General features: G+C 64.8%; 12 protein-coding genes and 1 other RNA gene. 10 read left to right on the top strand and 3 right to left on the bottom strand.

Annotation, left to right across the window (positions count from 1 at the left end; genetic code table 11):
• Window positions 1–83: 83 nt before the first annotated feature.
• Together earP and ffs are read right to left on the bottom strand one after the other, a co-directional pair.
• Window positions 84–1,238 (bottom strand): elongation factor P maturation arginine rhamnosyltransferase EarP, encoded by a 1,155-nt coding sequence (gene earP / locus ACX1DW_RS03665; protein WP_458992796.1) that lies wholly within the window; start codon window positions 1,236–1,238, stop codon window positions 84–86.
• A gap of 200 nt (window positions 1,239–1,438) precedes the next feature.
• Window positions 1,439–1,535: signal recognition particle sRNA small type (gene ffs / locus ACX1DW_RS03660), an RNA gene on the bottom strand.
• A gap of 297 nt (window positions 1,536–1,832) precedes the next feature.
• Here ffs and ACX1DW_RS03655 point away from each other — a divergent pair.
• The 3 genes from ACX1DW_RS03655 to ACX1DW_RS03645 all read left to right on the top strand — a co-directional run bounded on the left by ACX1DW_RS03655 (window position 1,833) and on the right by ACX1DW_RS03645 (window position 4,485).
• Window positions 1,833–2,819 carry an NAD(P)/FAD-dependent oxidoreductase gene (locus ACX1DW_RS03655; RefSeq protein ID WP_063539794.1) on the top strand — a complete coding sequence of 329 codons (987 nt, stop codon included), beginning with the start codon at window positions 1,833–1,835 and terminating at the stop codon, window positions 2,817–2,819.
• A 110-nt stretch (window positions 2,820–2,929) separates the two neighbouring features.
• Entirely contained in the window at window positions 2,930–3,739 is an 810-nt protein-coding gene (locus tag ACX1DW_RS03650) for a motility protein A (protein ID WP_063539795.1), read from the top strand.
• Between the two features lie 2 nt (window positions 3,740–3,741).
• Entirely contained in the window at window positions 3,742–4,485 is a 744-nt protein-coding gene (locus ACX1DW_RS03645; protein WP_110778971.1) for an OmpA/MotB family protein, read from the top strand.
• 4 nt (window positions 4,486–4,489) lie between these two features.
• On the opposite strand, the gene ACX1DW_RS03640 is transcribed toward ACX1DW_RS03645, so the two are convergent.
• The gene (locus tag ACX1DW_RS03640) at window positions 4,490–5,422 is read right to left on the bottom strand and encodes a ZIP family metal transporter (protein ID WP_458992795.1); all 933 of its coding nucleotides are present in this window, start codon (window positions 5,420–5,422) and stop codon (window positions 4,490–4,492) included.
• Between the two features lie 212 nt (window positions 5,423–5,634).
• Here ACX1DW_RS03640 and ACX1DW_RS03635 point away from each other — a divergent pair, with 212 nt between their 5' ends.
• The 7 genes from ACX1DW_RS03635 (at window position 5,635) to ACX1DW_RS03605 (ending at window position 13,713) form a co-directional block, all read left to right on the top strand.
• Window positions 5,635–6,819 (top strand): efflux RND transporter periplasmic adaptor subunit, encoded by a 1,185-nt coding sequence (locus tag ACX1DW_RS03635; protein WP_458992794.1) that lies wholly within the window; start codon window positions 5,635–5,637, stop codon window positions 6,817–6,819.
• A gap of 5 nt (window positions 6,820–6,824) precedes the next feature.
• Window positions 6,825–8,045, top strand: a complete 1,221-nt coding sequence (locus ACX1DW_RS03630; RefSeq protein WP_110776549.1) for an ABC transporter permease — start codon at window positions 6,825–6,827, stop codon at window positions 8,043–8,045.
• Window positions 8,038–8,769 carry an ABC transporter ATP-binding protein gene (locus ACX1DW_RS03625; RefSeq protein WP_458992793.1) on the top strand — a complete coding sequence of 244 codons (732 nt, stop codon included), beginning with the start codon at window positions 8,038–8,040 and terminating at the stop codon, window positions 8,767–8,769. The genes ACX1DW_RS03630 and ACX1DW_RS03625 overlap by 8 nt, the downstream gene beginning before the upstream one ends.
• Window positions 8,770–8,930: 161 nt before the next feature.
• Window positions 8,931–9,794: an MBL fold metallo-hydrolase gene (locus tag ACX1DW_RS03620; RefSeq protein ID WP_458992792.1), complete on the top strand. Its 864-nt coding sequence runs from the start codon at window positions 8,931–8,933 to the stop codon at window positions 9,792–9,794.
• 21 nt (window positions 9,795–9,815) lie between these two features.
• A complete protein-coding gene (locus ACX1DW_RS03615) occupies window positions 9,816–11,564 on the top strand; it encodes a bifunctional protein tyrosine phosphatase family protein/NAD(P)/FAD-dependent oxidoreductase (RefSeq protein ID WP_458992791.1) in 1,749 nt (582 codons plus the stop codon).
• Window positions 11,561–13,336 carry a SulP family inorganic anion transporter gene (locus tag ACX1DW_RS03610; RefSeq protein WP_458992790.1) on the top strand — a complete coding sequence of 592 codons (1,776 nt, stop codon included), beginning with the start codon at window positions 11,561–11,563 and terminating at the stop codon, window positions 13,334–13,336. Before ACX1DW_RS03615 ends, ACX1DW_RS03610 begins: the two co-directional genes overlap by 4 nt.
• Window positions 13,333–13,713 (top strand): rhodanese-like domain-containing protein, encoded by a 381-nt coding sequence (locus ACX1DW_RS03605; RefSeq protein WP_063539802.1) that lies wholly within the window; start codon window positions 13,333–13,335, stop codon window positions 13,711–13,713. Before ACX1DW_RS03610 ends, ACX1DW_RS03605 begins: the two co-directional genes overlap by 4 nt.
• Window positions 13,714–13,769 lie beyond the last annotated feature (56 nt).

The following is a 13,769-nucleotide window of genomic DNA, read 5'->3' as shown; positions in this document are numbered from 1 at the left end:
GAATTAGAGACAAAAAACAGGCCGCGTATCATAGGGTCTGTTCCCATATCGTCGCAAGCCGCGTGACGGCGCGCGGCCCTGCGTCAACCGTGAACAGCCTCCAGCCAGTCGGTGAAGAAGAACATCAGCTTGCCGGCCAGATCGCCGTTGGCGACCTGTGCATGCGTCCAGGCCTCGGCATGCTCGAGCAGCGTCGGGTACTCCCGCAGCAGATCAGCCCAGGCTTGCGCGGCGCCCTCCCCGGCGTTCCAGGCGTGCCAGAACGCGCGCAACGCCTTGCCAGCCGCCGGCGCAAGGCCGTTCGCATAGAGGTCGAGAAACGCGTTGAGCTTGTCCCAGTGCGCGTCGTCTTCCTGCGGGTAGATGTGCCACACCAGCGGGCGCCCGGCCCACTGCGCACGAATGAAGGACTCCTCGCCACGCACGGCATTGAAATCACAGCTCCACAACAGCAGGTCGTACTCGTCCTGCGTCATGAACGGCACGATGCAGATCTGCAGGCTGCCGCGCTGATGACGCTCCCCCGCTTTCAGCCCGGACACGCCGAGCCAGGCCGCGACATCACCCAGCACCCGCCCTTCCGGCACCAGCAGCTGATTGGTCCGCACGTCAGCCGCCAGCGCGTCCAGCCAGCCCGCAACTGCCGGGTTTTCGTAGGCGAACAACGACAGCAAACGCGCATCCGCTTGCCGCACCACGCCAAGCGTGGCGAGAAAGCCGGCCTGCTGCTGCCGATCCCGCTGGAAGCTGGCCCGACGCAGCATCAGATCGGCTTCGCGAATCAGGCCGCCAGTGGCAGCCTCGAATCCTGGAAAGAAGAAGTACTTTTGCACACCGTTGGGCTGCAGCGACGGCAGCGCATGACAGCCGACGATCCAGTCCTCGGCGCTCAGGTACTCCAGATTCAGCCAGAGAATCCGCCGCCCGCTGCCGGCCATGGCATTTATATATTGCTGCGGCAGGTTGCAGGCGAACGCCTCGATGACCACATCGGCCGGCTCGACTCCCGGCCACTGGCTGGACCAGCGCCTGACATCCACGCCCTCATGGAGCTGCTGGTCGGCATCGGCACTGGCGGCCGGACAGAGCCGCGCAAAGGTTTCCAGATCGTCGACCCACAGCCTGACGCGCTGGCCATGCTCGGCCGCCAGCTGTCGCGCCAGGCGCCAGGTAACGCCAATGTCGCCGAAGTTGTCCACGACCGCACAGAAGATGTCCCAACTCGCCTTGACCGACAAACCCATGCTCCTCGAACCGATACGGCGTTTTCGTGCCACTGAAATAGCCGCGCAGGATACATGAGCCGCAGCCACGGCCAAACGGACTCGCCGACTACGAGGCAGCCGAGTGAAAGTAGAGTAGACATGCGAAATAGCCCCGACGCATGAGCGCTCGGAACTGAAAATCTGGAGGGAAAAGAGAACGTTATGGAGGTGAACCCTACCAGCCACACCCCGGCACACAATGTCACCGCTGCGGCTGCTCCCTTCCGGGCCTGACCGGGTTCACGGCTGATCGTTGCGAGGGGACCGGCAGGGCCCACCATAACGAAACCCGCCTGGCGGCGAGCGGCGCCATTGTACCCACTTATCAGCAACTTACAACCAAAGACTGCGGCAAGCGCTTTTGCTACGGCCGGGACAGCCCGGTACCGCCGGTCAGCAAGCCACGAAAGCGCGTGCTCGTTTGCCGCATTGCGTCGAAACCCTCTAGCCAAAGGACGATCTCTGTCCGAGGATGGGGAGGCTCAAGCGGTATCGAACGCTTGTCATGAAAACATGCTACGCAGCACTTCCACTGCGTGGCCGATGGCACCAGCACACGAGGTAATCATGAGCAAGGCTCCAATCGCCATCATCGGAACAGGAATAGCGGGACTGTCGGCCGCTCGCGCGCTTCACGAAGCCGGGCAAGCCGTACACCTGTTCGACAAGAGCCGCGGCAGCGGCGGCCGCATGGCGAGCAAACGCAGCGATGCCGGCACGCTAGACCTCGGCGCGCAATACTTCACGGCGCGTGATCGCCGCTTCAGCGAGATCGTGCGCCAGTGGCAGGAAAGCGGCTGGGTAGAGCAATGGGCCCCTACCCTGTTCCAGTCCCGCGAAGGCCAGTTGAAGCCTTCGGCCGACGAGCAGCTGCGCTGGGTCGGCACACCGACCATGAGCGCGATTACCCGAGGCCTGCTGGGTGAACTGCCGGTGACCTTCAGCTGCCGCATCACCGAAGTATTCCGCGGCGAACGCTTCTGGACGCTGGTCGACGCTACGGGCGCCAGCCATGGCCCGTTCAGTCATGTGATCATCGCCGCCCCTGCTCCGCAGGCCGCCGCATTGCTGTCCGGTGCGCCAAAACTGGCTGCCGTGGCCGCGAGTGTAGCGATGGAGCCGACCTGGGCGGTGGCCCTGGGTTTCGCCAATCCGCTGGATACCGCGCTGGAAGGCTGTTTCGTCCAGGACGATGCGCTGGATTGGGTGGCACGCAACCGCAGCAAGCCAGGCCGGGACGGCGCGCTCGATACCTGGGTGCTGCATGCCACCAGCAACTGGAGCCGCCAGCATCTGGACCTGCCCAAGGAGGCGGTCATCGAATGCCTGCACGGCGCCTTCGCCGAGCTGATCGACTGCGTGGTCCCGGCGCCGGAATTGACCGTGGCGCATCGCTGGCTCTACGCCCGCCCGGCACAGGCACACGAATGGGCCGCACTGGCCGATGCCGGGCTGGGCCTATACGCCTGTGGCGACTGGTGCCTCTCCGGTCGGGTGGAAGGCGCCTGGCTCAGCGGTCAGGAAGCCGCGCGCAGGCTACTGGAAAACCTCTGATCCTCCTTGCCCGCATGAGTGGCTGACCGGGCTCTGATCCAGGTCAGCCGAGCGCGCGGGCCAGCTGCTATCATCGCGCGCTTTCTGAACGCCCCTTCAGCGGAGTCCCGATGAATCCCTCCACTCTGATCGGCATTGTCGCGAGCATCGGCCTGCTGGCCGTGGTTGTGCTGTTCGCCGCGAAAGAACCTGCGCTGTTCATCGATTTTCCCAGTCTCGGCATCGTTCTGGTCGGCACGCTGGCCGCCACCTTCATCAGCTATCCGCTGCGCGAGGTGACACGGGTGTTCGGGCTGCTGTGGACGGTCATGCGCAACGAGCGGCTGTACACCCGCCAGGACCTCGAGGAACTGGTGCAGATCTCGCGGCTGTGGATCAGCGGCGACCTGCCGGCGGTGGAAAAGGCCGTAGAACAGGTCAGCAACCCGTTCCTGCGCACCGGCGTGCAGCTGGTGATCGACAACACCCCCGAGGAAGACATCCTGGAGGTGCTGCAATGGCGCATCGCCCGCCTGCGCGCACGCGAGAACGCGGAAGCACAGCTGTTTCGTGCCATGTCCAGCTACGCCCCGGCATTCGGCATGATCGGCACCTTGGTCGGGTTGATCAACCTGATGTTCATGCTCGGCAGCGGTGACATGGAACAGATCGGCCGCAGTCTCGCCGTGGCACTGATGACCACCTTTTATGGCGTGCTGCTGGCCAACCTGGTGCTCAAGCCGGTCGCGGTCAAGCTCGAGCGGCGCACCGAGCAGCGGGTCGCCCTGATGAATCTGGTCATGCAGGGCATCTCGATGATGTGCAACCGCCGCAGCCCGGCGTACATGCGCGAGACGCTGAAGTCGTTCATCGCCCATCACGACGATGAAATCCGCGACGGTACGCCTACGGCGCCGCACGTCAGACCGCAGGAAGAATGACGGTGAACGGGCAAGCATCCCAGGGCAGCCGCTTCTCCCGCTGGCATATCGAGCCGCAGCGGGAAGAAGAGCAGGAAGCCTGGCTGATCACCTACCTGGACATGCTGACGCTGTTGCTGGTCATGCTGGTGATCATGCTGAGCATGGCCGGCAAGGCTGACGGCGAAGGCGACAGCCGGGCCGCCATCGCGACACCCACCGCAATGGCGACACCCGAGCCGCTGGCCATCGAGGCGCAGCCGACCAGCGCACCGATTCCGGCCATTGCTCCGCTGCCGGAGCCGGCGATCGACGCCCCCGTATCCGATGCGCAAAGCGGCGATACTGCAGAGGCGCTGGCGCTTGGCGAGGACATTGAAGTGATCGTCAACGACGGCAGCATCAGCTTCCGCATCAGCAGCGAAATTCTGTTCGGCTCAGGCCAGGCGGAGCTCGAAAATACCGGACTGGACGTCATCGATCGGCTGATTCCGACGCTGGCCGCGAGCCCGCACCGGATCATCGTCGAGGGCCACACCGACAATCTGCCGATCCAGACCGAGCGCTTCCCCTCAAACTGGGAGCTTTCCGCCAGCCGTGCCAGCAGCGTGGTGCGCTATCTGCAGCTGGCGGGCATCGAGGCGACCCGCCTGAGCGCAACCGGCTATGCCGACACCCGGCCGATTGCCGACAACGGTAGCGAGCATGGCCGCGCCAGCAACCGGCGTGTCGAGCTGGTGATGCAGACCGAGCCGGATAAGCCCTGACGCGTCAGCCCAGGGCGGTGTCGAGAAACATCATCACCGCGAACCCGACCATCAGCCCCAGCGTGGCGGGCGTCTGGTGGCCGTTGCGGTGGGTCTCGGGAATCACCTCATGGGACACCACGAAAATCATCGCCCCTGCGGCAAGGCCGAGACTGATCGGATAGGCGATCGCAAAGCCGCTGGACATGCCGATGCCCACCAGCGCGCCGATCGGCTCCATCAACCCGGATGCCGCGGCCACCAGCACCGAGCCCAGTGCCGACAGGCCGGTGGTGCGCAGCGCCAGCGCCACCGCCAGGCCTTCGGGAATGTCCTGAATGGATATCGCCGTGGTCAGCGGCAGACCGACGCTCATGTCGCCATTGGCGAAACTCACGCCGATGGCCATGCCTTCGGGGATGTTGTGCAGGGCAATGGCGAGTACGAACAGCCAGACTCGATTCAGACGCTCGCACTCGGGGCCGCAAGGCCCGGTGCTCTCGTGCTCGTGCGGGGTGAAGTAATCCAGCCCGAGCATCAGCAACACGCCGACCCCAAGGCCCACCACCACGGTCAGCGCAGCCGCCGGCCCGCTGCCGAACAGCTCACGACCGGCCTCCAGTCCCGGAAGGATCAACGAGAACGCACTGGCGGCAAGCATCATCCCCGCTGCGAAGCCGAGCATGCTGTCCTGCGTTCGGGTCGAGATGTCGCGCAGACCGATCGCCAGAAACGCACCGACCGCCGTTGCGACGAAGCCCGCGCTGCCGCCAAGCAGGGCGTAGCGCACATTGATCGCCTCGCCGCTCTGCAACGCATTGACGGCGCCAGCAACCAACAGGAGCAGAACCGCGGCTGCGGTCGCGGCGAGGCCAAAGGTTATCCAGGGGTTGGCCTGGGCCTGTGCGAGCCAGGCGGCGCGCAGCGTGGCGGCGGGGTTTTGAACGGTAGTGGCCATATCGCGGATCCTGGGAGCGGGCCGCCATTGTACGCCGTCCATCGCCGCAGCGAGGCTATGGCCTCGATAGCCGCGGCCATCGGCTTCGCCCGTACCGGACCTCGCCTGGCAGCACGAACGCGACACTCCGGGCAGTATTCATGCAAGTCGTTTGGCCGTAAGCTTGTGGCGTTTCGATGGCCGTCTTGGGCCGTATCAGGGAGAGGTCCGTCTTGCCTGTCGCCAAAAACTTCCGCCGCGCTTGGCCACTGCTCGTCGTGCTCGCGCTGGCTGGCGGCTGGTTGATCCGCAGCCAGCTGCAAGGGCCGCAAGTGCCGGCCTATCGGCTGGAAACGCGACCGCTGGTGCAACGAGTGGTAGCCAGTGGCGAAGTGGACAGTCAGTCGCTGGCTCAGGTGGGGAGCGAGATTACCGGTGTGGTTGCCGCTCGCCATGTGCGCGAAGGCGATGAAGTAGAGGCCGGCGACCTGCTGCTGGAGCTGCGCGACGATGAACAGCGTGCCCGCCTGCGCGAGGCGGAAGCGGGCCTGCAGCAACTGATCGATTCCACCCGCCCGCAGGCACAGGCCACCCTGCGCGAAGCACAGCACAATCTGGAACAGGCCAGCCGCGAGCTGAAGCGACGCGAAACATTATTCGAGCGCAAGCTGCTCGCCTCCGAACCGCTGGAGCAGGCACGCCGCGCGGAACTCACGGCCCGCGTGATTCGAGACCGCGCGCGTTTTGCCGCCGCGGCACTCGCCGAAGGCGGCAGCGAGGAACAAGTCCTCCGGCAACGCCTTGAGGCCGCGCGCGCGACACTTGCCAAGACACGCATCCACGCACAGGTAACGGGGATCGTGCAGACCCGCGATGTGGAACCGGGTGATCTGGTCCAGCCTGGACGTACGCTGCTCAGTATCGCCCGCTCGGGCAGCAGCGAGATTCTGCTGCCGCTGGATGAAAAGAACCTGGCTCCTGTGCGGCTCGGCCAGGCCGCGAGCATCATTGCCGACGCCTACCCGGAGCGTGTGCTGCCGGCGCGGGTCAGCTTCATCGCCCCTGCGGTCGATACGGCACGCGGCACCATCGATGTTCATCTCGACCTGTTGGAACCCGCCGATTTCCTGCGCCAGGGCATGACCGTATCGGTCAATATCGAAACCGGTCGCCGCGATCAGGCCCTGGTACTGCCCAACGATGCCCTGCGCGCCCGCAGCGGCCCGCGCGCCCAGGTGCTGCGGGTTCGGGACGGTGTGGTCGAGCGGGTCGACGTTCGTCTTGGCCTGCTGGGTACTGCCCTCAGCGAGGTCGTCGAGGGGCTCACCACCGGCGACCTGGTTCTACTCGACGATGCCGAAGAGGGAAAGCGCGTGCGGGTGACTGAACGGCCGATTCCCAGCGGCATCCGGGACTGACGACCGTGCGCCTGAGCGAGTCGCTATGGATCGAATGGAAGATCGCCCTGCGCTTCCTCCTCGACAACCGGATGCAGACGCTACTGATCGTCTTCGGCATCGCCGTCGGGTCTGCGGTGATCGTGTTCATCACGGCGCTGATCACCGGCCTGCAAGCCAATGTGATCGAGCGCACCCTCGGCACTCAGGCACATATTCGTATCCTCCCGCCGGACGAGGCCAACCGGACCCTGCCGGTCACTCCCGACAGCTGGTCGCTGGTACTGGAAAGTCCGCGGGCGCAGCGTCTGCGCTCGATCATCAACTGGCAGGACATTCGCGACGTGCTCGACCAGGACGCGCAGGTGCTGGCAGTGTCACCGGTCATCAGCGGCCCGGCCATCGCCCGGCGCGGCGTGGCGCGCGCTTCGGTGGCGCTGCTCGGCATCGATCCGCCGCGCTATCAGCGCATCATCCCCCTGGCCGACGATCTGATTGCCGGACGATTCATGGTTGGCGCAGGCAATGCGGTGATCGGCAAGGAGCTGGCCAAGGACCTCGGCCTCGGTATCGGCGACAAGCTGCGGCTGGACGCCGGTGAAGGCCGCGAGGCAGTTGTCGATATCGCTGGCATCTTCGAACTTGGCGTGCGCGAGCTGGATTCGCGCTACGTTTACCTGGACCTCAAGCAGGCGCAGACACTGCTCGACCTGCCCGGCGGCATCACGGTCATCGATACGACGGTCGCCGACATTTTCCAGGCCGATCGGGTGGCCGAGCGTCTGGCGCGTCTCACCGGGCTGCGTGCCGAAAGCTGGATGGAAACCAACGGGCAACTGCTCAATGCGCTCAGCTCGCAGAGCATGACCACCGAGATGATCCGCGTGTTCGTCGGTATCTCGGTGGCATTCGGCATCGCCAGCGTGCTGGCGGTCAGCGTGGTCCAGCGTACCCGCGAAATCGGCATCCTGCGGGCGATGGGCAGCCCGCGCGGACAGATCCTGCGGGTCTTCCTGCTTCAGGGCGGCGTGCTCGGCCTGTTTGGCTCGGCCTGTGGCGGGGCAGTCGGCTGGGGGCTGGTGCAGGTATTCAACATCGCCGGCCCGCGCCTGTTCGAGATTCCCGTCGACCCTACGCTGGTGCCGCTGGCCATGCTTGTCGCCACTATCACCGGTGTGCTGGCCGCGGCGATGCCGGCCCGGCGCGCGGCACGTTACGACCCCGCCGTGGCGATCCGCTATGTCTGAAGCGCTGCTGAAGAGCCATGCCGCCGAGGTCCTGCGCCTGGAGCAGGTACGCAAGGCATTCAATGTGGGCACCGCGCTGGAAACCGAGGTGCTGCATGGCATCGATCTGCGATTGTGTCGGGGTGAGCTGACCGCCCTGATCGGACCGTCGGGATCGGGCAAGAGCACGCTGCTGAACCTGATCGGCCTGCTCGACGCGCCCAGCTCAGGCGAGCTGTACCTGCTCGGCCAGGCGACACGGGATAGCGACGACGAGGCACGCACCCACCTGCGCAACCAGGCGATTGGCTTCGTCTTCCAGTTCCATCACCTGATTTCGGCGTTCAGCGTGCTGGAAAACGTGCTGATGCCTCTGATGATCCGCCACGGCAAGCCATCGAGCGCGGACATCGACCTCGCCCGGAACTTACTCGACGAAGTTGGGCTGGGAGCGTTCGCCGACAAGAAACCTACGCAGATATCCGGCGGCCAGCAGCAGCGGGTCGCTATCGCCCGGGCGCTGGTGACACGCCCGCCGCTGCTGCTGGCCGATGAGCCGACCGGCAACCTCGATACGCGAACCGCGCAAAGCGTGTTCGAGCTGTTCCATCGCATCAACGCCCAATTCGGCTGCGCGGTGCTGGTGGTGACGCATGATCCACGGCTGGCCGCGGACTGCGCGCGGACGATTCAGCTGGTCGATGGACGCATCGTCAGCGATCAGGCCAACCCGGCGACGAGCTGAGCCTGTCGATCAGGCGACCTGCGCCGCTTCAGCTATACACACCACGGATGGCGCCCGCCCCTCTAATAACAATTAATTCTATGCATATAACTTAATGCAGGACTAAGATCAGCCCAGAGAACATACCCCTACCGGTATCGAGCACAGAGAGGAGAAGCACCATGAATGCCCACGTCGAACCCTTCTTCGATCCCGCCACTTTCACCTACAGCTACGTGGTCAGTGACCCCGAGACCCGGCAGTGTGCCGTGATCGATTCGGTACTGGATTACGACCCGGCATCCGGGCGCACCTCCCATGCGACGGCTCAGCGCCTGGTCGACTATGTGCGGGAACAGGATCTCAAGGTGCAGTGGCTGCTGGAAACCCATGTGCATGCCGATCACCTCAGCGCCGCGCCTTATCTGAAACAGCAGCTGGGCGGTTGTATGGCGATCGGTGACCGGATCACCGTGGTACAGAACACCTTCGGAAAGCTGTTCAATGCCGGTACCGAGTTCGCCACCGACGGTCGCCAGTTCGACCACCTGTTTCAGGATGAGGAAACCTTTCAGGTCGGCAACGTGCCAGCCCGCGCCATTCACACTCCGGGCCACACGCCCGCCTGCATGACCTACGTCATCGGCGATGCCGCATTCGTCGGCGACACGCTGTTCATGCCCGACTACGGTACGGCCCGGTGCGATTTTCCGGGTGGCGATGCGCGGACGCTGTACCGCTCGATCCAGAAGCTGTTCGCCCTCCCGGGCGAGACACGGGTATTCATGTGTCACGACTACAAGGCACCCGGGCGCGACGAGTTTCTCTACGAAACCACCATCGCTGCCGAGCGTGAGCACAACGTGCACGTTCACAGCGGCATCAGCGAACAGCAGTTCGTCGACATGCGCACCGCGCGCGACGCGACCCTGACGATGCCCACGCTGATTCTGCCCTCGGTGCAGATCAACATGCGTGGCGGAGAGCTGCCGGCGCCCGAAAGCAACGGTACACGCTATCTGAAGATCCCCCTGGACGTGCTGTGACCCCAAGCGGAGGACGTCGACATGCAAACCATAAAGCGACTGACCCCTTTTCTCTCCGTCGCCGCCCAGTTGCAACCGACGGACATGGCGTTGCTGGCCGGCAGCGGCTTTCGCTGCGTGATCAACAACCGTCCGGACAACGAGGGCGAAGGCCAGCCCAGTAGCGAAGCGATACGGCAGGCCGCCGAGGCCTCTGGCCTGGAGTACCACCATCTGCCGGTGATATCCGGGCAGATCGCCGACGCCGATGTCGCCGCCTTTCGCGCGCTGCTCGGGCGGATCAAGGGGCCGGCACTGGCATTCTGCCGGACCGGCACACGCTCCGCGTCGCTCTGGGCGCTGGCCGAAGCGCATCATCTGGATCCCCAGGTGCTGCTGCAGACCGCACGGCAGGCGGACTACGACCTGAGCGGGCTATTGCCGCGCCTGGAGCAGTACTGGCAATCCACCGCGGATGAACCGCTGAACACCTCGTCACGGCTCGCGGCAACGCCCCGCTACGATGTCCTGGTCATCGGCGGCGGCGCCGCCGGTTGCGCGGTGACCGCAAGCCTGCTCAAGCGCGACCCGAACCTGCGCATCGCGGTCATCGAGCCGCGCGAGCAGCACTACTACCAGCCCGGCTGGACGCTGGTCGGCGCTGGCGTGTTCGACCGGGCCAATACCGAACGCGCCATGAGCCGCTGCATTCCGTCCAAGGCACAGTGGATTCATGCCGCTGCTGAGGCCTTCGAACCGGAACACCAGCAAGTGGTGCTGGAGGATGGCAGTCGCATCGGCTATCGCGCGCTGGTGGTGTGTCCGGGTCTGGCGCTCGACTGGGACGCCATCGAAGGCGCACGTGACAGTCTCGGCAAATACGGCGTGACCTCCAACTACGCCTTCGAACTCGCCCCCTACACCTGGCAGCTGGTGCAGCAGTTACGCCATGGCCGGGCGCTCTTTACCCAGCCGCCCATGCCGATCAAATGTGCCGGCGCACCGCAGAAGGCCATGTACCTGTCCTGCGATCACTGGCTCAGACAGGGCGTGCTGAAGGACATCCAGGTCGACTTCTGCTCGGCCGGCGGCGTGCTGTTCGGCGTGGCGGATTTCGTGCCCGGCCTCATGGCCTATGTCGAACGCTACGGCGCCGAGCTCAACTTCAACAACCGGCTGACCGCTGTCGATGGCCCGGCTCGCAAGGCCTGGTTCGACGTCGTCGACAGCAATGGCCAGAGTCGGCGCGTCGTGCGCGAGTTCGACATGCTGCACCTGGTTCCACCCCAGCACGCGCCGGAATTCATCCGCCAGAGTGCCCTGAGCACAGCAGACGGCTGGTTCGAAGCCGAACACGAGACCCTGCGCCATCCACGCTTCGGCAACATTTTCAGCCTTGGCGACGTCTGCTCCGCGCCGAACGCCAAGACGGCCGCAGCGGTGCGCAAGCAGGCACCGGTCGTGGCCGAGAATGTGCTGAGCGTGCTCAGCGGCGCCGGGCTTCGGGCGATCTACGATGGTTACGGCTCCTGTCCGCTGACCGTCGAGCGGGGCAAGGTGATCCTTGCCGAGTTCGGCTATGGCGGAAAACTGCTGCCCACCTTTCCGCTCGATCCGAAGGTCCCGCGCCGGCTGGCCTGGAAACTGAAGACCAGATGGATGCCGTCGATCTATTTCGACATGATGCTCAAGGGCCATGAGTGGCTGGCCGAACCGAAACACCTGGACTTCGAGCCGCGCCCCGCCGAAGCCCCCAACGCCTGCGATTTCGGCCAGGAGAAGAAAGGATGAAACAGCGGCTGGCCAGCTACCTGCCGTTCCTGACGTGGGCTAAGCACTACGACCGGACGGCGGCAGCCAAGGATGGCCTCGCAGCGCTGATCGTGACGCTGATGCTGATCCCGCAGAGCCTGGCCTACGCCATGCTGGCGGGGCTGCCGCCGGTGACAGGTCTGTACGCCAGCATGCTGCCGCTGATTGCCTATACACTTTTCGGTACCAGTCGCACGCTCGCGGTGGGGCCGGTAGCGGTGGTATCGCTGATGACGGCGGCGGCACTGGGGCCGCTGTTCGCCGTCGGTAGCGCCGAATACGCTGAGGCTGCAATGCTGCTGGCCATGCTTTCCGGTGCCGTACTGTTGGCAATGGCGGTGCTGCGGCTGGGTTTTCTCGCCAATTTCCTGAGCCACCCGGTCATCTCCGGATTCATCAGCGCCTCGGGCATTCTCATCGCCCTGGGGCAGCTCAAGCACATCCTTGGCATCCCGGTAACCGGCGAGAATGCCCTGGAGCTTGCCCATGGACTGATCCTGGGCCTGCCAAGCACGCATCTGCCGACGTTCATCATTGGCACCCTGAGCCTGCTGTTTCTCTTTCTGGTGCGCAGCCGACTCGGCGGCTGGCTGCAGAAACTGGGCATGAGCGTACATATCGCCGGCACGCTCACCAAGATCGGGCCGGTCGTGGCGCTCCTTTTGGCAATAGCAGCGGTCGGCGGGCTCGGGCTGGCCGACGCCGGCGTCAGGGTCGTTGGCGCAGTGCCGCGTGGCTTGCCGTCGCTGAGCCTGCCGACGCTGGACCTGGAGCTGGCGATGGCCCTGCTCCCGGCCGCCGTGCTCATCAGCCTGGTCGGCTTCGTCGAATCGGTCTCGGTGGCGCAAACCCTGGCGGCCAAGCGCCGTGAACAGATCGAGCCGAATCAGGAACTGGTCGCGCTCGGTGGCGCCAACATCGCTGCCGCCATGAGCGGTGGTTTTCCGGTAACGGGAGGCTTCGCCCGCTCCGTGGTCAATTTCGATGCCGGTGCCCAGACCCCATTGGCTGGAGCCCTGACCGCAGCGGGAATCGGCATCACCGTGCTGCTGTTCACCCCGCTCTTCCACAACCTTCCGCACGCGGTGCTGGCGGCGACCATTATTGTCGCCGTGCTCAGCCTGGTGGATCTGGCTGCACTCAAGCGGACCTGGCGCTATTCGCGCCAGGACGCCGCTGCCATGGCGGCCACCATGCTCGGCGTTCTGCTGGTCGGCGTGGAAAGCGGGATCATGCTGGGCGTCGGCCTCTCGTTGCTGTTGTTTCTCTGGCGTACCAGCCAACCGCATGTCGCGGTGGTCGGCCAGCTGCCGGGCAGCGAGCACTTTCGCAACATCGAACGCTTCGCCGTAGTACAGAGCCCCAAGGTGCTTTCGGTGCGCGTCGACGAGAGCCTTTACTTTCCCAATGCACGCTACCTGGAAGATCGGATTGCCGAGCTGATCGGCCGCTATCCACAGGCCGAGCACCTGGTGCTGATGTGCCCTGGCGTGAACCTGATCGACGCCAGCGCGCTGGAGAGCCTCGAGGCGATCAGCGCCCGGCTGCATACGGCGGGTATTCAGCTGCACCTGTCGGAAGTGAAGGGCCCGGTGATGGATCGACTACGACGCAGCGACTTCCTGGAGCACTTCGGCGGGCAGGTTTTCATCAGCCAGTACGAAGCCCTACGTGCCCTGGATCCGCAAACCACTCACCACGCGCTTGAACGGCAGCGTGATCATTTATGCAGCAAGGAGAAAGCGGGATGAAGAACGCACACGACCTCGTCGAACAGGCCAGAACCCGAATTCAGGAGGTGTCCATTGCCGACGCCGACGCGGCGATCCAGGCCGCGGATGTGCTGATCGACGTACGCGAGGCGGACGAGTTTCACGAAGGCCATATCAATGGCGCCCTCAACATTCCCCGCGGGCTGCTGGAATTCAAGCTCAGCGGCACACCGGAGCTAGGGCCGCGCGACCTGAACCTGGTGTTGTACTGCAAGACGAGCGGCCGGGCTGCGCTAGCCGCGGCATCGCTGCAAGACATGGGCTATCTGAACGTCAGATCGATCGCCGGCGGTTTCGATGCCTGGACCGCCGCCAACAAACCCGTCGTGAAGCCGAGCCTGCCCAGTTTCGAGTAAGCGAACCGGGCAGATGCAAGAAGGCCGACATCAATGTCGGCCTTCTTGCGTTGCAG

The sequence above is a fragment of the Stutzerimonas sp. KH-1 genome (assembly GCF_054483855.1).
Note: the sequence above shows the minus strand (reverse complement) of the source record. Positions and strands in the feature narration are given on the sequence as shown.

What these genes read in the sequence shown, in the direction of transcription:
- ACX1DW_RS03610 (WP_458992790.1), top strand. Translation starts at nt 11,561, where the DNA reads ATGAAACAGCGGCTGGCCAGCTACCTGCCGTTCCTGACGTGGGCTAAG.
- ACX1DW_RS03640 (WP_458992795.1), bottom strand. Translation starts at nt 5,422, where the DNA reads ATGGCCACTACCGTTCAAAACCCCGCCGCCACGCTGCGCGCCGCCTGG.
- ACX1DW_RS03615 (WP_458992791.1), top strand. Translation starts at nt 9,816, where the DNA reads ATGCAAACCATAAAGCGACTGACCCCTTTTCTCTCCGTCGCCGCCCAG.
- ACX1DW_RS03655 (WP_063539794.1), top strand. Translation starts at nt 1,833, where the DNA reads ATGAGCAAGGCTCCAATCGCCATCATCGGAACAGGAATAGCGGGACTG.
- ACX1DW_RS03605 (WP_063539802.1), top strand. Translation starts at nt 13,333, where the DNA reads ATGAAGAACGCACACGACCTCGTCGAACAGGCCAGAACCCGAATTCAG.
- ACX1DW_RS03620 (WP_458992792.1), top strand. Translation starts at nt 8,931, where the DNA reads ATGAATGCCCACGTCGAACCCTTCTTCGATCCCGCCACTTTCACCTAC.
- ACX1DW_RS03650 (WP_063539795.1), top strand. Translation starts at nt 2,930, where the DNA reads ATGAATCCCTCCACTCTGATCGGCATTGTCGCGAGCATCGGCCTGCTG.
- ACX1DW_RS03625 (WP_458992793.1), top strand. Translation starts at nt 8,038, where the DNA reads ATGTCTGAAGCGCTGCTGAAGAGCCATGCCGCCGAGGTCCTGCGCCTG.